General features: G+C 44.0%; 16 protein-coding genes. 14 read left to right on the top strand and 2 right to left on the bottom strand.

Annotated elements, in window-relative coordinates; translation table 11 throughout:
• Positions 1-112: 112 nt before the first annotated feature.
• From PWYN_RS08060 to PWYN_RS08050, 3 genes are read left to right on the top strand one after another with little or no spacing between them, the layout of a single operon-like run.
• Positions 113-1,888 carry a class I adenylate-forming enzyme family protein gene (locus PWYN_RS08060; protein ID WP_036650223.1) on the top strand — a complete coding sequence of 592 codons (1,776 nt, stop codon included), beginning with the start codon at positions 113-115 and terminating at the stop codon, positions 1,886-1,888.
• On the top strand, positions 1,881-2,945 hold the full coding sequence (locus PWYN_RS08055) for an acyltransferase family protein (protein ID WP_036650221.1): 1,065 nt from the start codon (positions 1,881-1,883) through the stop codon (positions 2,943-2,945). Before PWYN_RS08060 ends, PWYN_RS08055 begins: the two co-directional genes overlap by 8 nt.
• 52 nt (positions 2,946-2,997) lie before the next feature.
• On the top strand, positions 2,998-3,318 hold the full coding sequence (locus PWYN_RS08050; protein ID WP_036650219.1) for a hypothetical protein: 321 nt from the start codon (positions 2,998-3,000) through the stop codon (positions 3,316-3,318).
• 108 nt (positions 3,319-3,426) lie between these two features.
• Here the strand turns inward: PWYN_RS08050 and PWYN_RS08045 are convergent, their stop codons facing one another.
• Positions 3,427-7,371: an S-layer homology domain-containing protein gene (locus tag PWYN_RS08045; protein WP_036650217.1), complete on the bottom strand. Its 3,945-nt coding sequence runs from the start codon at positions 7,369-7,371 to the stop codon at positions 3,427-3,429.
• A 329-nt stretch (positions 7,372-7,700) separates the two neighbouring features.
• On the opposite strand from PWYN_RS08045, the gene PWYN_RS08040 reads away from it, so the two are divergent.
• From PWYN_RS08040 to PWYN_RS07990, 11 genes are all read left to right on the top strand, one after another.
• A complete protein-coding gene (locus tag PWYN_RS08040) occupies positions 7,701-9,794 on the top strand; it encodes a right-handed parallel beta-helix repeat-containing protein (RefSeq protein WP_036650214.1) in 2,094 nt (697 codons plus the stop codon).
• Between the two features lie 260 nt (positions 9,795-10,054).
• Positions 10,055-10,948 carry a beta-1,6-N-acetylglucosaminyltransferase gene (locus PWYN_RS08035; protein WP_036650212.1) on the top strand — a complete coding sequence of 298 codons (894 nt, stop codon included), beginning with the start codon at positions 10,055-10,057 and terminating at the stop codon, positions 10,946-10,948.
• Positions 10,949-11,217: 269 nt separating this feature from the next.
• Positions 11,218-11,964 (top strand): YveK family protein, encoded by a 747-nt coding sequence (locus tag PWYN_RS08030; protein WP_052087831.1) that lies wholly within the window; start codon positions 11,218-11,220, stop codon positions 11,962-11,964.
• Complete coding sequence (locus tag PWYN_RS08025; protein ID WP_052087830.1) at positions 11,954-12,619, top strand: CpsD/CapB family tyrosine-protein kinase; 666 nt, start codon at positions 11,954-11,956, stop codon at positions 12,617-12,619. The genes PWYN_RS08030 and PWYN_RS08025 overlap by 11 nt, the downstream gene beginning before the upstream one ends.
• Before the next feature lie 29 nt (positions 12,620-12,648).
• Positions 12,649-14,496: a polysaccharide biosynthesis protein gene (locus PWYN_RS08020; RefSeq protein ID WP_036650210.1), complete on the top strand. Its 1,848-nt coding sequence runs from the start codon at positions 12,649-12,651 to the stop codon at positions 14,494-14,496.
• 20 nt (positions 14,497-14,516) lie between these two features.
• Positions 14,517-15,683, top strand: coding sequence for a glycosyltransferase family 4 protein (locus PWYN_RS08015; protein ID WP_052087829.1), 1,167 nt, complete (start codon positions 14,517-14,519; stop codon positions 15,681-15,683).
• 39 nt (positions 15,684-15,722) lie between these two features.
• The gene (locus tag PWYN_RS08010; RefSeq protein ID WP_036650208.1) at positions 15,723-16,610 is read left to right on the top strand and encodes a glycosyltransferase family 2 protein; all 888 of its coding nucleotides are present in this window, start codon (positions 15,723-15,725) and stop codon (positions 16,608-16,610) included.
• Between the two features lie 13 nt (positions 16,611-16,623).
• Positions 16,624-17,697, top strand: a complete 1,074-nt coding sequence (locus PWYN_RS08005; protein ID WP_036650207.1) for an EpsG family protein — start codon at positions 16,624-16,626, stop codon at positions 17,695-17,697.
• 13 nt (positions 17,698-17,710) lie between these two features.
• The gene (locus tag PWYN_RS08000; RefSeq protein ID WP_036650205.1) at positions 17,711-18,445 is read left to right on the top strand and encodes a glycosyltransferase family 32 protein; all 735 of its coding nucleotides are present in this window, start codon (positions 17,711-17,713) and stop codon (positions 18,443-18,445) included.
• Between the two features lie 13 nt (positions 18,446-18,458).
• Positions 18,459-19,073, top strand: coding sequence for a sugar transferase (locus PWYN_RS07995; RefSeq protein ID WP_036650202.1), 615 nt, complete (start codon positions 18,459-18,461; stop codon positions 19,071-19,073).
• 5 nt (positions 19,074-19,078) lie between these two features.
• Positions 19,079-20,245 (top strand): DegT/DnrJ/EryC1/StrS family aminotransferase, encoded by a 1,167-nt coding sequence (locus tag PWYN_RS07990; protein WP_036650201.1) that lies wholly within the window; start codon positions 19,079-19,081, stop codon positions 20,243-20,245.
• Positions 20,246-20,273: 28 nt separating this feature from the next.
• Here PWYN_RS07990 and PWYN_RS07985 read toward each other — a convergent pair whose 3' ends face one another.
• A complete protein-coding gene (locus PWYN_RS07985) occupies positions 20,274-20,930 on the bottom strand; it encodes an acetyltransferase (protein ID WP_036650199.1) in 657 nt (218 codons plus the stop codon).
• Positions 20,931-21,042 lie beyond the last annotated feature (112 nt).

Raw genomic sequence — 21,042 nt, 5'->3', positions numbered from 1 at the left:
AATGTTAAATTAAAGACACATATATCAAATCGACTGTAAATCAAAGATAATCACTCCTTTGTTCGTTATGGTGAATGAAATAGGGCGTATTTTATAAATGGAGGAGAAGGAAATGGAAAAAACGAAGGAGTCCCCTATTCATAAAGACACCCTATCCGATCTTTTGTGTAAAAGGGCCATCACGTTTCCTCATGACGTTGTATTCAGCTTTCCAGAGCTTGGGCAGCATTATTCATGGTCACAAGTGTGGAACGAAGTACAGCTCTTGGGTAAAGGCTTCCTGCAACTGGGAATCCAAAAAGGTGACCGGGTCGTACTGCTTATGCAGGGGCGGATAGAGCTGATCCTATCTATGTATGCTGCTGCTAGTATAGGTGCCGTAATCGTTCCTCTAAATGCATATTCCAAAAAGGAAGAGCTGCTAACCTACCTTCAGGATTCCAAGCCTGCCCTTATGATCATGGGTTCTGGAGGCCATCAACAATACTACCCGATGATGATACAGGAGTTGATTGCGGAGACTGCATTAGACGGAACTGACAGCTCATGGCTGCCCCCTCATATGTTTGTGCTGAATGAGGGTACATTCCTCCAAAGACCATTCCGTCCCTTTTCAGATATATATCAGTTGGCCGCTATGATGGATGAACACGTCTTCCGTCTTGCATATCAGTCTATCCGAGCGGAAGACCCGTTGATACTTCTATACACCTCAGGAACCTTGGGTTCACCGAAAGGGGTTCTCCGCTCCACAGCTTCCTTTCTGGTTAAGAAAAGGGGAGAGAAGTCAGGGAAAAAGGGATCCGCGCTGATGGCCGGCTTAACCGATCGGGTCGCCCATAAATTCTCGCTATTCAGTCTACTGCCCTTATATCATCTGGGGGGCTTTGCTACCCTATTTACCGCGCTGAAGGTATGCAATATTCGAGTCGTCATGCTGACTCACTTCAATCCCGTGAATGCATTGTCAGTACTTGAACTAGAAAAGTGCCAGATTATGACGGGAACGCCATTTATGATCCAACAAATGCTCACTTCCTCTAGAAGAAGTGAATTTGATTTATCTTCCCTGGTAGGGCTGGCCTTTACATCGGCAGCTATAAATAATACCTTGCTGAAAAAGGTCAGCAGGGACCCGGGCTTGAAGCTTGTATTTTTTATGGTAAGCTACGGCTCCTCCGAGGCAGGTTCGGTTGCAAACGGTATCTGCTTCCTAAACCGGAGGAAAAATCCGCTGTGGTCCTTGCTTTATCTATTGCTGAGCTATACCTCTTTCCTTAGTGGAATGATAGATCCCAAGGAATTAGAGAGGGGTGGCTTTAGCTTTGGCGGCAAGGTAGACAAGGGGGTGGAAGTTAAAATTGTAAACCCGGAAACAGGAGAGGATCTGCCTCAGCATGCGCATGGTGAAATTGCAATTCGCAGCCACAGGGTCATGCGGTACATGAAAGAGAATACAGTCAGTCCCTGTTTTACGGAGGACGGATGGTACCGATCGGGGGATTCGGGCTTTCTGGATGAACAACGGAATTTGATGATTACCGGGAGGTTGAATCGCTTGATTTCACGTGGGGGAGAGAAGATCTCTCCTGTAGAAATTGAGAACCTTCTAGTAAAGCAGAAAGGGGTAGAAGAGGCTTTTGTAGTAGGCATTCCGGATGAACTTTACGGGGAACTGATCTGTGCCTGTATTATCCCTGAAAAAGGGGCAAGTCTGACAGAGGAGAGGCTGAAGGCAGAGCTCACACCTCATATGTCAGCGTTCAAAATTCCACGTTATATTCTATTCCTGCCATCTTTCCCCTTGTCTGCCACCGGGAAGATATCCGTCTCTGAAATTCAGCTGCTGGCGCTGGAGCGGATCGGAGAGCTTAAGAAAAATGCGTAAATATTATTCGGGAATTACTTTTTTTAAGCTCGCAGGCTCATTAACGGTATTGGTTGCCCATGTCATCCTTTTCAGGTACCTGGATCATCTGCCTCATACGCAAATGAATTTTATCTTTAACGCGTCCAAGGTAATCGTGCCGTGTTTCTATATGATTTCCGGTTTTCTTGTTTACAAAGGCTGGTCGAATGCAGCAGATTCCCGGTTATATATCAGGAGATATCTAATGAGTCTTGGTTGGGTATATGTCTTCTTTAACCTGTTTTTCTGGTTGGAGTTTATTGTGCCTGCTGTGACCTCTGGAGGCTTATCTCCGGGGAACCTCTTCCTTCAACTGAAGATTGCAGGGATTGCCTTTTTCCTGAATGGACCTTTTATCCAATTGTGGTTCATTCCGCCGCTTCTATTCGGTGTTTGGATGTCGTATCTGCTGTATACCAGAATGTCCTTGCGGTCTGTGGTCACGCTGACATTGTTAGTCTATTTGATTGCTCAGCTTCTGGTAGGCACTTTACGAATCGGACTCGACTCCATTGCAGGCGGGCTTTCTTTTTTGGATTCAAGTTACGGAAATTATTTGGAGCTATTCGCCGAAAGATATCTGGGGTACGGCTTAACCTTTGTATCCGCAGGAGTGTTGATGGGAAGGTATGAGGAGAAGTTTTTGCAAGTTAGAGCCATTCCCCTGTCGATCTTGGCAGCCTCACTTTTGGTGGTGGAAACATTGTTACTGTTCTTTTTTGCGGATTGGAATTCCGATTATTCCCTGTCCCTAAGCATGATCTCGAGCACCATCCTGCTGTTTTATGGTATTTTGAGAATAAAAATGGTTACAATCCAGAAATATCACCCGTTTATTAATGGATTCAGCAAGGTCATTTTTTTCGGACATATCCCCTTAATGAAGCTGAATGTTCTGCTAGGCGTGGGCGATTTAATGGGTGTGGGGATTGTTCAAGGGTTGGTATATTTACTTGTGACCCTTCTGGAATGCCTGGCGCTTACCTATCTCTTTGAATTTATTTACAAATCACCGAATTCGGTATATTCTTTATAAAGAATCATTTAAAGTAGGTCATTTAGACTAGAGGAAAGTGGGGACCGATAACATGTTCAGGTATATAAAGAAGTGTACCAGGCTGACGTTGATCGTTGTATTGATAAGTACAATCATGCTGCCTGCTTCTGCCTATGCATCTGCTTCGTCGGTGTCACAGAACACCTCCTCTTATGCCACTTCCTTTTTTTCATCACTAGCCGGTGAAATCTCTTCATTTTTTCAGAAAGATAAGACCACCTATTATTACAATGATACTAAGACAGTCAGCAATAGCTGGTTCAGCTGGTTAAAGGGGAATGACGTCAAGAATTGGTGGGAAGACAAGAAGGATGACTCCTTTATGCTGTGGGAGAAGTATTACTGTTATTGAAAGCGCATAAATAAAAGGCCGATTCTCCTGCCAGCTATGGCCGGGGGTCGGTCTTTTTTTGCAATAAAAAAGGAAAGAGCCGGGCCTAGGCCCGACTCCCTCCTTCAATTATTTATTTAAGATGTTCAAGCTTTGAAGGTCATTTGCTTTTAGCGTTAAGACCGCTTTATTTAGAGTGTTATTCTGTATCAGGTACGACGGTGCGCCTGTTCCGGCATAAATGGTTGAAATACCTACCGCGGCTATATTAGAGGTTATCGTGTTGTTATTGATCGTTACATTAAGCACATCATAAGGATCATTTCGTTTCCAGTAATCATTAATCTTGATTAGTTCAAGGGTGGTTCGAACCATTTTCATCGCTTGAATCGAATTATTCTCAAAGACTACCTTTTTAGCGGTCTGAATGGAGATAGCGGTAGCATCCCCCAGCACATTAAAGGTGGAGTTGCGGACGGTCAGATCCAGCGCGGCGTTCTCGCCGTAAAGGGCCGTATTTCCGGTAGTATTTGAGGTGAAAGTGCAATTATTGAAAATATATTTTCCGGCGCCAAGCTTCGGCGATCCCATTTTATAACCCTCAGCGGCTTGAAAAATACTGTTGTTGTAGGTTCCGAGCGGTAAGGTGATCCCATTATTTGAGTTATACCCAATCATCTTAAGACCTTCAAATATACTTCCTTCTGCTACAGTTCCGGACAGACTGCCCAAACTTCCTGCTCCGGTGACAGTGACATTAGTAAGGCGGATAGGTTGATTCCATATTCGAAGCCCTGCATCAATGCTCTTGGTAATATTAATATTTACATTGGAGAGTGTGACTCCAAACGGTGTTTTGGAAGTGACAGATAATGTGCCGTTGGTGATATCCAATCCGTCAATATTAATATTAGGTCCCTCAAAAAAGGTAGATGAATCATTCATACGGTTATTTAGAAGTGTTGTATCGTGATAAGCAATCACCCGTGTTCCGTCAAAATGGTTTCCCTTTACCAGCGCACCTTGGAAAGGTGGAGAAACCGCCAAACCTATGACTCCTTTTGATGCAAAATGATTTCCTTCTACGGTTGCATGATTGCCGTCATAAAGAATCAAATCATAAGAAGCATTATTGAAAAATTCATTATTTTGAATAGTAGTGTTTGTAACCAAATCTCCGTTCTCTCCATAACCACCTTCAAGGTCAATTCCGGATTGTGGAGCAATGCCCTTAATATCATGCAGGATGTTGTTCTTGATCACAATGTTGTCCGAGCCGATCAGGCTGATCCCTTGGCGACGGTTGAAGGCGGACTCTGAATTCATAATTACAGAATCTCTGGTTAACGCCCGGTTCCAGTACTCTACATAAGCCCCGGTATATGAGGATTTAGCAAATACGAGATGAAACTGTGTAACCCCCTGAGGAATATATATAATATCCCGCATACTTTTATCGGCCATTTTCGAGTGAAAGGTTCCAGCAGACGTATAGAAGTAAATATCAAACTTGCCCGGCAGGTTTACCGGATTCATCAGTTCGAAATAAGGTTCTTTTTGAAAAATCGGATTCGTCAGCTGCTGCATTACTTTTGTTCTTGTTTTGGAGGCGTCCGTAATGGTTTGGCCGCTGTCATTAACGGAACCCGAAACGAAGCTTTGCTCATAGATATCCTTCATCGTGCCGTGTCCTGCCAGAATAATGCCGTCACCCGTAAAGTGGGTGGTCTTTACTCTGTCGATGACCAGATTCTTGACACCTCTGGCGATAATACCGTATCCAAATTCATGTGTACCTGCTGAACCTACATGATCCTTCTTGGAATAGTCATGCGTCAATCGGTCACCGATATAGGTGCCGCCTCTTAGTGTCACGTTGTTATCTCCATAATCGAGAGAGACAATCTGGTAAGATTCCTTGTCATTGGTTTCTTTTTGCAAAACAACTTCCATAGTAAGGTCAAACAGCATATTGGGAACCATATTAATTTGACTGGCTTTATCGATTAGGTAAGTTCCAGGCGTAAGTGTCGTTGCGGTTATGCCTTGCTGATAAGCCCAAGTTAGGGCGTTATTAATTCCTTTGGTCGTCTCCACCGGATGGGTGCCGTCATTGTAGATCCCCCAGCGTGATAATTCAATTAAATGGTGACTGGGTGTAAAAGCAGCAACATCACTGAGTTTTGAGATGTTTCCATTTATATCAACAGCCTCTAGCGTCAGGTTGTACATTTTGCCAAACTCAAGGTTACCTAACTCATAAGAGACTTGGTTAATGACTTCGCTGTTCAACTTCATGTCATTTACATAGATGTTGTATCCCGCCAGATCCGTCTCCGCATTGGCTGACCAGGTGAAGTTTATACTGCTGGCACCACCCACAGCTGAAACATCGGCAGGCACGGCAGGTGCTGTAATGTCTTGGGTGCGGATGGAAACGCTGGTTCCATTTGATGTATTGTTGCTGCTGTCCACTGTCTTGAGCGTGTACTCATATTCTGTCTCGCTCACAAGGTTCTTTACTGTAAAAGAATCCTGAGTGGAGGAGCCTACCAGAACATCGTGTTGATAAATATCAGTGCGCACAAAGTCTAAATCCAAAGGGTTACTCCATGTCATGGAAATAGAAGTGCCATCGTCCTTAGAGGCAAAGCCGCTAACTTCTTCGGGAGCAAGGATATCCGGAAGTCCAGGAACGACATTAATCGTTGCGGAGGGTTCCGACTCTTTGTTAAGCGTATCTAGAGTGGTCACGAACAAGTTGTAGGATACGCCGTTAGTCAACCCCTTAACTGCATAAGTGGCTTGAGTAACCGACGTCGTATTGTATTGGTGACCGTCCAGATATACGTTGTAGCCTGATACATTACTTTCGGAATTGCTTTTCCACTGCAGATGGAGAGCACCGTCATCAGGGACGGCAATCAATTCTTCCGGTGAAGAAGGAGGAGTAGAACTTGCCGTTGTATAGCTCATGGTTTTACCTGCTGATTCATGATTATTTCTGTCAACGGTTTTAAAGGTAAAGCTGTATGAAGTAGAAGGCGAGAGTCCGCTTTCCTCATAGAACGTTCCGGTGCTGGAAGCGACCTTGGAGCCTTCTTTATAAATATTTACTTTCTTAAAAGAGGCATCGCTTGGATTGACCCAAGTAAGGGATAGGCTTGTCTCCTTAATACTTGCTTGGAGGCCGGAAATCTCAGATTGAACCGGTGCCATACTAGGACTAGGTATTGGTGTTTGCACAGGAGCAGTTCCCATAGTGGGGACGGGTGCTGGCTGCGGCAGCGGGGCTGCCAAACCACCTGATCCAGATCCTGATCCAGCTATATTTGTATCAGGTGACGGTGTAGGTGAGGGCGATGGTAAAGGTAACGGGATAATCTTTACACTATTATCCGTCTTGGGCTTTTGTACCATTGGGTACTTCTCACCAGCCGGCTCTAAGCGGAATTCTTTATAAAGCGTTCGGGCCAGCAAAGCTGCAAATTCAGAGCGGCTTACCATTTTGGCAGGCTGGAAGTTGCCGTTTGCGTCACCTACAGCTACACCATTATTAATTAACTTAGAGATAGAGGAAGCTGCCCAGTGATTTGCGGCGATATCATTGGGTTGGATGGTAGTTGAGGAGGGGCTGTTGAGTTCAAAAGCTCGTGCGATCAGAACCGCACTATCTGCCCTTGTCAGCGTTGCCACAGGCCGAAACGACCCGTCTGCATATCCTGTAATGAGGGCATGTTTCTCGGCAGCCTCAATATAGGGAAAAGCCCAATAGGAAGCTGGAACATCCGAATGGGTCGGTTTTACGGTGAGTTCCTGTCCAAGGTCAATATTGCTGGTTTGTACAATTATCTTGACGGCCTCAGCCCTTGTTATGGGCATATCGGGACGGAAAGTTCCATCACTATACCCACCAATCACGTTTTGTTCCTGCAGTCGTTCAATTTCTCTTTGAGCCCAGTGTTTTGACGATATATCAGAAAAGTGGGTGATACCGGCGGCATGTGTTACGGGTGTAATAGGTATCAGGAGGGTGGTGAACAGCAGAACAATAATCAATAGTAAATTTCTCATTATTGTTTTCCCTTCTATTAAAAACCAGATTTTTCAATTGCCTTACCACCTATTTATCGGTAAATAAAAGTAGTATTTTTAGGAAGAAATCAAGGATTATTTGGAAAAAGGAGATGTCTAAAGTTCTATCTTTTTAAAGGGTATATATAGGCATTTAGTAGTGTGATAAGCAGCTCGGTGTCTTTTTAACTTTTTTTTGGATGGAAAGCATGGTAGTCTAGATGAGTGCATTCGTTTTAGAGAACGTTCAGACGGCAAAGACGTTTCATCTGGTGAAAATTAAAATCGGGGTGATATAGGTGAGAAATATATTCGGCAGGTTATCCATAATGATGATTTTGTTACTGATTTGTGTTCCAGGAGATGCTTTTAGTGAGGACAGTGCAAATACAACAACCGCCCAAATGATTGATATTGCCAAATGGGGGATTTACAAGGACGGGACTCATCCGATAGAAACAACCAAAGGGATTAACGAAGCACTGATCTGGGCCAATAAGAATGGAATTCGAGCAACTTCGCTTCCAGCCGGAACCTATCTGATCGATAAGGACAGCCGTATTAACATGGTTAGTGATATGAAGTTTGCTTTGACATCTGATGTGGTGCTGCAGAAAGAGACTAATGGTAAAGAAAAATATGACTTGATGTACATTGGTTACGGCATTAAAAATGTAAGGTTGAGCGGAGGCGTATATGTAGGAGATAGAAAAACGCATGATTACTCTAAAAAGGATAACCTATACAGCTCGGGGACTCATGAAGGCGGATACGGAATCCACACGGATGGTGCCTCTAATATCGTAGTTGAGGGTGTGAAAGCTGTTGATTTTACCGGTGACGGTCTGATCCTTGGCGGTTATGGAACCATGATTACGGATTTATATGAAGCCAGCTTTGTTCCGGGGGGAATGACTAATCTGGGTATTCCGGTTAAAAATGCAGCGAAAATCCGTACCAAAACAGCGATAAAACTGGCAAATCCGATTTTTAAAACGGAAAAGTTTTTTGAACTTTCTAATTTTATGAAGGTGCGCAAAGGCTTTGAGGTGTTCTTTTACAAGGCGGATGGGACCTTTCTGAAGAAAATATATGCGCAAGCACGTAACCAGGTGGGTATTCCAGTGGGTGCCGATCACTTCCATCTTGTATTCAGCCAAACATCCATTAAGGGTGTCTATCTGGAAGTATGGAGCCGTATAGCTACTCGGAATGTTATCGTTAAGGACTCGGAGTTTGCCTTTAACCGCCGTCAGGGAATTACTGTCGGTGGGGCTGATAAAGTGCTCATAGAAGATAGTGTGTTTCATGATATGAAAGGAACGGCTCCCCAGTCCGGTATTGATGTAGAGGGTGGGTTCCAGGTTAACGGGTATTTTAACAGTAACGTTACAATTAGAAACAATGAATTCTATAATAACGCCGCCTATGATGTCATTCTCTATGACGGTGAGGGCGCGGTGGTTGAGGGGAATCATCTGGGCTCAAAAGAACGAATCGGTGTTGCTGTCTCAGCTCCCTTTGCGAATGCAAGGGTGGTCAACAATCATTTCGACGGAACACGGATTGTTGCAGAGAATGATGCTGTGTTTGTGGGGAACAAAATGAATGACTCCTACGCGTCCTTTCAAGGTTCCAAAATTATTGTGGAAGGATTGGAATTGACGGACTCTAAACTGGCGGTTACCGCAAAAGACTCCTTTGGAGTAGAGATTTCAGACGTAACCATTACTAATAATAAAAGGTATGATTCCGGTCTTATTCTATGGGGAAAACCGGTTCGAATCACCAACCTGACCATCTCTGGGCAGTCTACCATGCGTTCAGTGACTGGCGGAGGCACGGGGGGATCTATATTTGAGAATTTGAGAGTTCTTGATTATAACCCTACCTATGGGCTGACTCTTCCTCCCGGCACGTATAACAATTGCTTCTTTGAGGCGGCAGAAGGCAGTGGGATGGGCACCATATCGGCTACTATGCCGGGCAGTTATATCTTCAACGGCTGCAACTTTAAAACCAATGCGGCAGGTGCGGGCGTACTGCATGCAGAGCAAGCTAATCTGAATTTGACTGTCAAAGACTCTACGTTTGATGTGCTTGGCAATGCGACGGCAATCAGTGTTCAAGCTGCTCAGAGTGCTCTGATAGAAAATAATGTAATTAACGCACTTACCCAAACGGCAAACAGTGTTGAGCTTATTAAGATTAACAGCTATTGGACAAAAAATGCTCCATTTGATATACTCAGCGCCACGATCCGCGGCAATAAGATCACAAGTAATATGCAAGCTTATGGAATAACCACACAGAATGCAGGAATAAATGCACCTCCATATGTTATTGAGAACAATGTATTAAGCAAAGCGAAATTGGTAGCTAAACCCAATGACAAGTTAAGCAATAACACATTGCTGCCGTAGCAGATACAGCACGGTATAAATACAGTTGAACGGTAACAGGGATGGGCGATTTCGCTCATCCCTGTTTTTGAAGAAATCAAGGTTGACACGTTCTGTATTAAGAACTAAAATTGACAAATAATGTTCTTTATTGAAGTCATTCTCTGAAGTGGGTGATAGCTAGGGGGACGAATTGTGTTCTCAACTATGAAGCTCTGGAATAAGTATTAATATGTTTCGAGAGACACTATGGATACGATTCATCAAAGAGGGGGTTATTTATGAAGGTTGCTTTTATGGTCCTGGCTCACAAAAGTTTTGAACAGATTGAATATCTAATTCATGCTTTGCATCACAGTGCAGTTGATGTCTACATACATGTTGATAAGAAAAATGAAGAGTTATATTCTCAATTATCGGATAAATATAAGCATAGCGGTAGGGTGTATATTCTGAAGAATAGGGTAGCGGTTAACCGTGGGGGACTTTCTGTAGTTGAAGCCTCACTTGCGCTAATGAAAGAAACCGCACAAAAAAAATATCAATATGTTTCTTTGATAAGCGGGCAATGTTTTCCAATAAAATCTATAGAATACATATTAAACTTTCTGGAAGACCATAAAGGGAACCAATATATTGAAGGAGGGGAAATAGGCCCTAATTTCTGGAGATTAAAGTGCTTTAACTTTTTTTCAGAAAATAAACATAATAGAAAAACAGTAATCAGAGTATTAGATAATATTTGCAGAAGACCGCAGAAGGTATTGATTCGACGTAAAAACTTCAAAGGGTTCGATCTTTATAAAGGGTCCACCTGGTTTACAATCACTTATGATTGCTTGAAATATATGCTAAACCATATAGAGCAAAATCCGATTTACCTAAAGGACTATAAATATTCTTATTGTCCCGACGAGTCTTTTTTTCATAATTTAATCCTGAACAGCGAATACAAAACAAATGTAATCAACGATGACCTAATGGAGATTGATTGGATCAACCACTTTCAAGGGAGTCCAAGAGTATATACGATTCAAGATTATGGAATGTTGAAATCAAGTAATAAGCTGTTTGCCAGGAAATTTGATATCGAACAAGATATCGAGATCGTCCTGAAATTGATGAGTGATGCCGGGGCTAAAGAGAAAACAATGGGGAAAATATTATACTTGTAAGCTGGAAAAGCCGCTAGTGATGATGAGCAAAACGATAAATGAACATTTTGTTCTTTAAAGAGAACAAAATGTTAAAGACACCGTAACAAAACAGTTGATATCAACAGGGATAGGCGAATAAGCTTATCCCTGTTTTATGTGCAAACGATCCATATAACGAACAAAAGGTTAGCTAAAGACCCAATCAAAGGTTGACATGTTCTATATAAAGAACTAAAATTGACGAATAATGTTCTTTATTGAAGTCATTCTTTAAAGTGGGTGAAAGCGTGGAAGAAGAACTAATCTTAAACGAACGGGCCAAGGCATTCAAAAGACCGGTCAAAGAAATCAATCTGAAGGAACTTTTTTCAGTGATTACGAGAAGGCTGTGGATTGTTTTGCTCTCAACGGCTTTATTAGGGTTTCTGGGCGGTCTTTATAGCTCGATTCCTGAGACTCCTATGTATGCCTCCTCCGCCAGAATAATGCTTGCATCAGGCAGTCCTGAAATGCTAACCACCTTGCGGGCGTTAATACGGGAACCTGTTGTTATGGAGAAGGCCATTAAGGACCTCAACCTGAAGATGTCCGTTGGAGCCCTTCGGGAGAATGTGAATGTAAGCGGTGTGGACAATTCGATTATAACACTCGTTACAGTGTTCAATGCCGATCCTAAACTTACTGCGGGTATGGCTAATGCAGTAGTGAAGGCTTTTACGGATGAGGCAACGAAGAAGCTGCAATTTTACGGAGCCAGTGTATTGTCCAATGCAGTCACATCGCCCGATCCCGTACCCATTAATCCTCCGAGCAATCGCGCTCTATACATTGGGATCATGATGGGTTTGGTCTTTGGGGTGGGGATTACATTCCTGTTGGATTCTCTAGACGATACCTTAAGATCCGAGGATGACCTTGAAAGGTATTTGGGCATTAAGCCGTTAGGCTCAGTTTCTAAGATTAGCAAGAAAGATCATTTTGGAAAAGTGAAGCGGAAGAATGAATACATACGGGGTGAGACTATTGGCTCATAGGGAGAAAAAACCGGAAGAAGGTAGCATTAACGCATGCTTGATCGCTCACAACAACACTCAATCCGCAATAACTGATCAGTACCGTGCTATTAGGAATAATATCCGTTTTTCTTCAAGCAGTGAAGAGTTGTCCACCTTAGTCGTTACTTCTTCCTCCGAGGGAGAAGGGAAATCTACGGTAGCGGTAAACTTGGCCATTAGCTTTGCGCAGCATGGGGGACGGGTGCTGCTGGTTGATGCCAATATTCGAAATCCAAATTTAAATCATGTATTCAATCTTAAACTGTGGCCGGGACTAACGGATGGACTGGCGAATCACATTGATATTCTGGAGACTATACACCAGAGCAACATCGAGAATTTGTCGGTCATTCCCGGCGGCTCTTCACTCCCCAATGCAGCTGATTTGCTTGATTCATGGGCCATGAAGACCTTTCTGGAGCTTGCAAGAAACCGTTACGACATTATTATTTTTGATTGTTCCTCGGTATTGGAGTCACCGGAGACCATCGCGCTTGCCCGAAGATGCAGCGGAGCTATTGTAGTCGTAAAGAGTGAAAAAACACAACAGAAGAAGGTTCTGGAAGCGAAGAGATTGCTGGAGTTGGCGAATGTCAACATAGTGGGCGCAGTCCTAAATAAAAAGAAGAAGTAGCATTTTAGTATAGAAGGGGTGAGCGAACATTGATTTATAAGAATCGATTGTCAGTATTGTTATTGATGGATTCGCTTATTGTACTGTCGGCTATTTTTATCAGCTGTTTTTTGGTAAACGCCTCTTTTAATGTCTTCACACAACCGGTAGTGGTTAGTTCCATCACTTTGTTGTTGAGCTATCATGTGTTTGCTTTGGTATACCATCTTTATAAAAAGGCATGGGAATACGCCAGCATCGGCGAAATGATCCTAATTGCAAAAGTGGTTTCCTTCTCGATTATCTCAGCGGCTACCGTTCAATTGGTTATTTCTCAACAGATTCAATATAGGCTGCTGGCTGTCACTTGGATGCTGCATATCTTTCTTATCGGAGGTTCAAGATTCTGCTGGCGTGCCATAAGAGGCCGTATCATCAAGCAGGATCTGCCGTTGATCCCATCCAGACGCACCTTAATTATTGGAGCAGGATCTGCCGGGACGATGGTAGCCAGACAATTACTATCCGGCTTCAATAAAGAGCTTAAACCTGTTGCATTTGTAGACGATAACGTCAAAAAGCATGGTCTGGATATTATGGGAATCCCCGTTGTAGGAAGTACGAAATCTATAGAAGAGATCGCAGCGCAGTATCAAATCGACAATATCGTTATTGCCATTCCCTCACTCAATAAAAGTGAGATTAAGGCGATCTATGCGGAGTGTGCGAAGACGACTGCCAAAACGCAAACGATGCCTATGCTTGAGGATCTCGCGAGCGGTAAGGTATCCGTAAGTCAGTTCCGTGATGTACAAGTGGAGGATTTACTCGGGCGGGAACTGGTAAGGCTGGATCTGGAGAGCATATCGGGCTATGTCACCGACAAGGTTGTTTTAGTTACAGGGGCTGGCGGTTCTATAGGGTCGGAGGTATGCAGACAAATCACTAAATTTAATCCGAAAAAACTCGTTCTGCTCGGACATGGCGAGAATAGTATTTACTCCATTGAAATTGAACTGAAGGCTATGTTCAGGGACCAAGGCGTTCAATTCTATACGGAGATTGCGGATCTTCAGGATGAGAGCAAAATTATCAGTGTGATGAACTTTCATCGCCCGGATGTTGTCTATCATGCCGCCGCCCATAAGCATGTGCCCTTAATGCAGCGGAATCCGGAAGAAGCAGTTAAGAACAATATTATTGGCACCATGAACGCGGCTAGAGCAGCAAGCTTATCGGGGGTTGGAACCTTTGTAATGATATCCACTGACAAAGCTGTCAATCCAACCAGTGTCATGGGCTCCACCAAACGGATAGCGGAGATGATTATTCAGCATATGGATCGCTTCAGCCAGACGAAATTTGTTGCCGTTCGTTTCGGCAATGTTCTTGGAAGCCGGGGGAGTGTAATTCCATTATTCCGCAAGCAAATTGAGAATGGCGGACCCGTTACAGTCACCCATCCGGATATGGTCCGTTATTTCATGACGATACCGGAGGCCTCCAGGTTGGTTATCCAAGCGGGTGCACTCGCGCGCGGCGGAGAGGTATTCGTGCTCGACATGGGTGAACCTGTGAAGATCGTGGATCTAGCGAAGAATCTCATTCGAATGTCCGGATATTCTCTTGAAGAGATTGGAATTGAATTCACCGGTATGAGACCGGGAGAAAAGATGTATGAAGAGCTTCTTAAGGATACCGAGGTGCATGACGTCCAGGTATATCCCAAGATTTATATCGGAAAGTCAACCGAAATGAATTTTGACGGAGTCGATCACCTGTTGCAGGTCTATGACACGCTTACTATAGAAGAGCTTAGACAGATGCTGCTTGATATCGCTAACAACCGGTTTGAAATGGCAGCCCCGTTAATGAAGGCGACAGTAGGATGGAAGTAACCGGGAAGGGGAGGCGGCGAATGTCCAATAAAATATTATTTTGTGCAACCGTCGACTTTCATTTCAGCTCATTTCATTTGCCTGTGCTGGAATGGTTCAAGCAGCAGAATTGGGAAGTCCATGTTGCCGCACAGGGCGAGATGGAGCTCCCTTTTGTAGATAAGAAATTTAATATCCCTTTGGAACGCTCGCCCTTTAGCCGAAATAACTTAGCAGCGTACCGTCAGTTGAAAGATATTATGGATCAGAATGATTATCAAATCATCCATTCTCACACACCTATGGGTGGTGTTCTTGCCCGGCTGGCAGCCAGAGGATCGAGAAAAAAAGGGACAAAGGTCATTTATACTGCACATGGATTTCATTTCTGCAAAGGATCTTCTCTTCTGAACTGGGCAATGTATTACCCGATTGAGAAGAATCTCTCCCGCCTCACGGACTGTTTAATCACAATAAATAATGAGGATTACAGCCTGGCCGTAAATCACAGGTTTAAAGCGAAGCAGATTGAGCATGTATACGGAGTGGGAATCAACACCGAACGGTATAGACCTATAGCGCAGGCGGAGAAAGCTCTTCTAAGGAAGGCGTTGTCCTATGATCCCAATGACTTTCTTATGTTCTATGCCGCTGAATTCAATCGCAATAAGAATCATCAGCTGCTGATCAGATCCCTTGCCAAGATTAAGGATCAGGTTCCTCAGGCTAAACTGCTGTTCGCGGGTCGGGGAAGCCTGCAGGAGGAATGCAGAGAACTGGCTGCACAGCTCGGTGTGGGAGACAGGGTTGAGTTTCTCGGTTACCGTAACGATATCTATAAGCTCCTGCCTTTATGTGATATTGCTGTTTCAGGAAGCTTGAGAGAAGGTCTTCCCGTTAACATCATGGAAGCGATGGCCTGCGGACTGCCTGTGGTTGCAACACGCAACAGAGGACATCTGGAATTAGTGAAAGTTGATGAGAATGGTTTCCTATGTGATCCTGAGCAGGTTCATGAGATGTCTAACCATATGCTGACGCTCGCAAAGTCTGATGTGATTAAGCAGCGAATGGGCAAGCAGAGCTCGGAATATATCAAGAAGTACGATCTGAGACAGGTAAGAGAACAGTTAAGCCGAATTTATACCCCGCTTATGGAGCATCCCGCAGCTACCGCAGAACTTCTACAGCTGTCAGGTCTTAGATAAGTGTGGAATCCCAAATATTACTTCTATTATGAGGTGAACATGAGAACTTTAACTGTATTTACACCCACCTATAATCGCGCCTACTGCTTACATGTACTATATGAGAGTCTTGCGCGGCAATCCAATACGGATTTTGAGTGGCTGATCATCGATGACGGTTCCACAGACAACACTTCGGAAATCGTAGAGCGGTGGATGCAGGAGAACTTGGTATCTATCCGTTATTATCGGCAGCAGAATCAGGGAATGCACGGTGCACATAACTCTGCCTACGAGCATATTAAGACCGAACTGAATGTATGTATCGATTCGGATGATTATATGCCGGAAGATGCCGTTGAGAAAATAATATCGTTCTGGAAGCAGCATGGGAGTGATAAGGTAAGCGGATTTATTGGTCTGGATAGTTATTTCAACGGTGAAATTATCGGAACACGGTTACCTGAGAATGTGAAGACAGCCACATTGTTTGACCTTTACTACAAGTATGGTGTAACGGGGGACAAGAAGCTGGTATACCGTACGGCGTTAATGAAGGAATATCCATACCCCTTGTTTGAGGGTGAGAATTATGTGGGCTTGGCTTACAAGTATTACATGCTGGATATCCATTATGAGCTCTTGATTATGAATGAAGTTCTGTGTTGTGTAGAGTACCTTCCAGATGGATCTACTCGCAATATGCTCAAGCAATACCGGAGGAATCCGAAGGGCTTTGCCTTTTATCGGGTGGAATTAATGAAGCTGCCCTTTGCGGGGATACCCTTCAAGATTAGGCAATCCATACACTATGTATCCAGTTCATTGATGACGAGGAATAAAAGGATGCTTAGAGAAACACCGGAAAAGCTACTTACCTTACTCACGTTGTTCCCAGGTTTTGCTCTATATCTGTACATTATGTCCAAGACAAAGACTAGCAGCTGAAAGGGATGAGCGCATGACGATCATTTGGCTTACGCTCATGGTGGGTTTTTTCTTCTCATTTCTTGCCCGTTATTATGCTGTACCCAATATGAACAGCCCTGTATTCATTAGACCCAGTAAGTTCTTTGCTTACGTCGTTGCTGCTGTGATTGTGATCTGCTCGGGCCTGAGGAACAATATTGGTGATACCTTCTTTTACATGCACTCTTATCGCGTTGACGATTTGTCGTGGCTGGGGATCCTTCAGAACAAGGATATCGGCTTCGGTATTCTTCAAATGGTATTGAAAAGCTATACTGACGATCCGCAAATCCTAATTGTAGTTACAGCCTTGATTACCAATTTCTTGATTGTAATGGTGCTGTACAAGTATGCAAGATTGTTTGATCTGGCAGTTTACCTCTATATTACATCGGGTGCATTTATCGTCTCGATGAACGGGATTAGACAGTACCTTACAGCTGCCATTATCTTTGCCGCCACCAAATATATTCTGGAGGGCAGCTGGAAGAAGTATATGCTCGTTGTTTTGTTTGCCGCATTGTTTCATCAAAGCGCCTTAATCCTGATTCCCATTTACTTTATTGTGCGTAGAAAGGCTTGGACAACGGCATCGTTTTTAATGCTGGGATTGGCGGTCCTAATTGTTCTAGGCTTCAATCAGTTCTCGGATATTCTCTTCTCTGCTATTAAGGATACTCAATATGGTGAGTATCAAAGCTTTAGTGAAGGCGGTGCAAATGTCTTCCGCGTCGCATTTTATGCACTGCCGCTTGTCATTGCTTTTCTGGGAAGAGAGAAGCTGAGGATGCTGTTTCCACACATTGATATTATAGTGAATCTCTCATTAATCGGGTTGCTCCTAATGATTATTTCTACACAAAACTGGATTTTTGCCAGACTGGCCATCTACTTTACGCTATATCAGATCATATTGACCACATGGGTAGTCAAGGTGTTCCGCAAGAAAGATCAAAAGCTCGTATTTTTAAGTTTTTTGATCATCTATCTCATCTTTTTCTTCTATGAGAATGTGATTACACTGGGACTTCAATACAGGAGCGACTATCTAAAGTGGTTTCTATAAAGGAGAAATTTAGATGGAGGATGTAGAGAAAATTCCAAGGATTATCCACTATTGCTGGTTTGGAAGAGGAGCAAAGCCAAAAATCCTGCAAAAGTGCATCATTAGTTGGAAAAAATATTTACAAGGTTATGAATTTATGGAATGGAATGAAGATAACTTTGACATCAACGCCAATCCATACGTTCGAGAGGCCTACGAGGCTAGAAAATTTGCTTTTGTGAGTGATTATGTACGGCTGCATGCTTTATATGAACGGGGCGGTATTTATATGGATACCGATGTTGAAGTTATTCAGCCGCTGGACCGTTTTCTAGTACATGACGCTTTTTCAGGTTTTGAGGATGAGAGCTTTCTCCAATCAGGAACAATGGGCGCAGTGAAGGGACATGGCTGGATTAGAGAATTGATGGAGTATTATAACTCCAGAAGTTTTAAGCGTTCTGACGGTTCTTACGATACTACCACCAATACTACCGTGATTAGCAATATCTGCCGTGAACACGGCTTGCAGCTGAATGGAAAGTACCAGGCACTTACCAACGGCGTAATCTTTTACCCGCGCTGCTACTTTAGTCCTTACGATTATATTAATGGAGGGAACTATATTACGGAGGAAAGCTACACGATACATCATTTTGCCCAATCCTGGCTGCCTTTTCATATTCGGATGAGAAGTCAGCTCAAGAAAACGGTTAGCCGAGTAATCGGTCATGAGAATGTATCGAGAATAAGGAAGATTTTCTCTTAGGGAGCTACTGGATATGAAGCGAATATTTGATCTCATAGTTACCATTCCCGTATTTCTTGTGTTTCTGCCGGTGATCACCATTACGGCTCTTCTCGTTCGCATCAAGCTAGGATCACCGGTCCTTTTTAAGCAAAGCCGACCGGGTCTGCAGGGGAAGTCCTTTTACGTATTTAAGTTCCGGACGATGACAGATGAGTCGGATTCCACGGGTCAGTTGTTGTCTGATCATCTCCGCTTAACCACTTTCGGAAAGTTTCTGAGAAAATATAGTCTGGATGAGCTTCCGCAACTATGGAATGTGCTCAAAGGTGATATCAGTCTGGTGGGCCCTAGGCCGTTGTTAGTGGACTATCTGCCGCTGTATTCACAGGAGCAGGCCAGAAGACATGAGGTTAAACCCGGAATTACTGGCTGGGCTCAGGTTAACGGCCGCAACACGATCTCCTGGGAGGAAAAGTTCAAACTGGATATCTGGTATGTGGACCACTACAGCTTCATTCTGGATCTCAAAATATTATGGCTTACGCTGCTTAAGGTGGTTAAGACTGAGGGTATTAATAGTGCGGATCATGCTACCATGCCGATGTTCCAAGGAGCTGCTAAAAATGAAGAGGGAAGTAGAGGGTGAGACCTATGACAACCAATAATCGGATCTTTCTGTCTCCGCCTCACATGAGCGGTAGAGAACAATACTATATAAATGAAGCTTTCGAGACCAACTGGATCGCTCCGCTTGGACCCAATGTAGATGCCTTTGAACAAGAGATTGCCGACTATTCGGGCGTGCGGGATGCCGCGGCATTGAGCTCTGGTACCGCAGCCCTTCATATTGCCCTGCAGCTGCTTGAAGTCGGTAAGGGAGACCTGGTGTTTTGCTCGACTCTAACTTTTGTAGCGAGTGCGAATCCCATCTGCTACCTGAACGCAGAGCCTGTCTTCATAGACTCTGAACCTGATACATGGAACATGTCTCCAAGCGCCCTGCAGCGTGCTCTGGAAGAGGCTAATCGTATAGGCAAGCTTCCCAAAGCCGTCATCGTAGTGCATTTATATGGGCAAAGTGCCAAGATGAATGAACTTCTATCCCTCTGCAATCAGTACGATATTCCGCTTATTGAAGATGCTGCTGAATCGCTTGGGTCTACATACCAAGGACAGCCTAGCGGATCGCTTGGGAAATTCGGAATCTTTTCCTTTAATGGCAATAAGATTATCACCACCTCCGGTGGAGGAATGCTCATTTCGAATGATGAGGAAGCCTTGAGAAAAGCGCGTTTTCTGGCGACTCAGGCCAGAGATCCTGCTCCGCATTACCAGCACAGCATTATGGGCTACAATTACCGGTTAAGCAATCTTCTGGCCGGTGTAGGCAGAGCACAGTTGCAGGTGCTGGATGAGCGGGTGGAATCGAGAAGGGCTATATTCGATAGGTACAAGGTTGCACTCGGGGGGATAGATAGACTCCACTTCATGCCTGAGCTGGCAGGTACAAAGTCAAACCGCTGGCTGACGGCCCTTACTGTTGACGAGGAAGAAAACGGAATTAAGCTGCCAGAGTTGCTAAAGGCGTTGGCGGATCAAAATATAGAGGCACGGCCTGTATGGAAGCCTCTCCATATGCAGCCATTATTCGCAGGTAGCTTGTTCTATTCCCATAACGATGAATCTTGTGTATCCGAGCAGTTATTCCAGACCGGACTGTGCCTACCTTCGGGTTCCAGCATGAGTCTGGGTGAACAGCAAAGAGTGATTACTTGTATTGAGGAATCTTTAATGACTGTTTCTCCCCAGTCCCGCTAATCTTCATTATCGCTCTATTCTCTATTGGCTATAGGTAGCGTTCCCCAAGCAGACGGGTACGTACAATTCGGGCAGGAGTGCCGTAGGCTACACAGTAGTCCGAGATATTAGATAATACGGTGGATCCTGCCCCAATAACTGTATGTTCTCCAATGACAATAGAGTGGATGATATTGGCACCTATGGAGATCACGCTGAAATCACCGATATGTACATTTCCGCCGGTAGCGGTATTGGGAGCGAAGGTCACGAAGTTTCCTAACGTACTATCATGATCAACCGAGGCTTGGGAGTAAAGAATGCAATGATCACCGATGATCGTATCGCTGCCGATTACAGCACCGGCCATAATCACACTTCCCTGTCCTATGACAGTGCCTTTAGCGACCATGGCGGAGGGATGCACAGCAGAAATGAAATTGAAGTCCGGATGTATGGAAGTTAACTGGTTAACGAGCTGTGATCGTCTCCAATTATCCCCGATAGCTATAATACCGCCATAGATTTGGCCCCCCATGTTGGAAACCACCTGCTCATCACCAAGAATTTCATAACCGTAAACTATGGAGCCTGGTGTCTTATAGCTGTCCAGTATTCCGATGATCTCGTACAAACCTGCTTTCTCAATAACATCAATTACGGCTTTGGCGTGGCCTCCTGCACCGAATACAATGATCTTTTCCAAAACTCCATCAGCCCCCGTTTCTATTCTCAAACTATATCATATTCATCTGGTGAGCCAGTGTAATTTGTAGCTTTTTGTAACAATCAATTGACAACTTTCCAGATAGAGTGTT

This window comes from Paenibacillus wynnii, from assembly GCF_000757885.1.
Taxonomy (GTDB): domain Bacteria; phylum Bacillota; class Bacilli; order Paenibacillales; family Paenibacillaceae; genus Paenibacillus_AQ; species Paenibacillus_AQ wynnii.
Note: the sequence above shows the minus strand (reverse complement) of the source record. Positions and strands in the feature narration are given on the sequence as shown.

Excerpts from the sequence above, each read along its gene's own strand:
- PWYN_RS08060 (WP_036650223.1), top strand. The coding sequence starts at position 113 with ATGGAAAAAACGAAGGAGTCCCCTATTCATAAAGACACCCTATCCGAT.
- PWYN_RS08055 (WP_036650221.1), top strand. The coding sequence starts at position 1,881 with ATGCGTAAATATTATTCGGGAATTACTTTTTTTAAGCTCGCAGGCTCA.
- PWYN_RS08050 (WP_036650219.1), top strand. The coding sequence starts at position 2,998 with ATGTTCAGGTATATAAAGAAGTGTACCAGGCTGACGTTGATCGTTGTA.
- PWYN_RS08045 (WP_036650217.1), bottom strand. The coding sequence starts at position 7,371 with ATGAGAAATTTACTATTGATTATTGTTCTGCTGTTCACCACCCTCCTG.
- PWYN_RS08040 (WP_036650214.1), top strand. The coding sequence starts at position 7,701 with ATGATGATTTTGTTACTGATTTGTGTTCCAGGAGATGCTTTTAGTGAG.
- PWYN_RS08035 (WP_036650212.1), top strand. The coding sequence starts at position 10,055 with ATGAAGGTTGCTTTTATGGTCCTGGCTCACAAAAGTTTTGAACAGATT.
- PWYN_RS08015 (WP_052087829.1), top strand. The coding sequence starts at position 14,517 with ATGTCCAATAAAATATTATTTTGTGCAACCGTCGACTTTCATTTCAGC.
- PWYN_RS08010 (WP_036650208.1), top strand. The coding sequence starts at position 15,723 with ATGAGAACTTTAACTGTATTTACACCCACCTATAATCGCGCCTACTGC.
- PWYN_RS08005 (WP_036650207.1), top strand. The coding sequence starts at position 16,624 with ATGACGATCATTTGGCTTACGCTCATGGTGGGTTTTTTCTTCTCATTT.
- PWYN_RS08000 (WP_036650205.1), top strand. The coding sequence starts at position 17,711 with ATGGAGGATGTAGAGAAAATTCCAAGGATTATCCACTATTGCTGGTTT.
- PWYN_RS07995 (WP_036650202.1), top strand. The coding sequence starts at position 18,459 with ATGAAGCGAATATTTGATCTCATAGTTACCATTCCCGTATTTCTTGTG.
- PWYN_RS07990 (WP_036650201.1), top strand. The coding sequence starts at position 19,079 with ATGACAACCAATAATCGGATCTTTCTGTCTCCGCCTCACATGAGCGGT.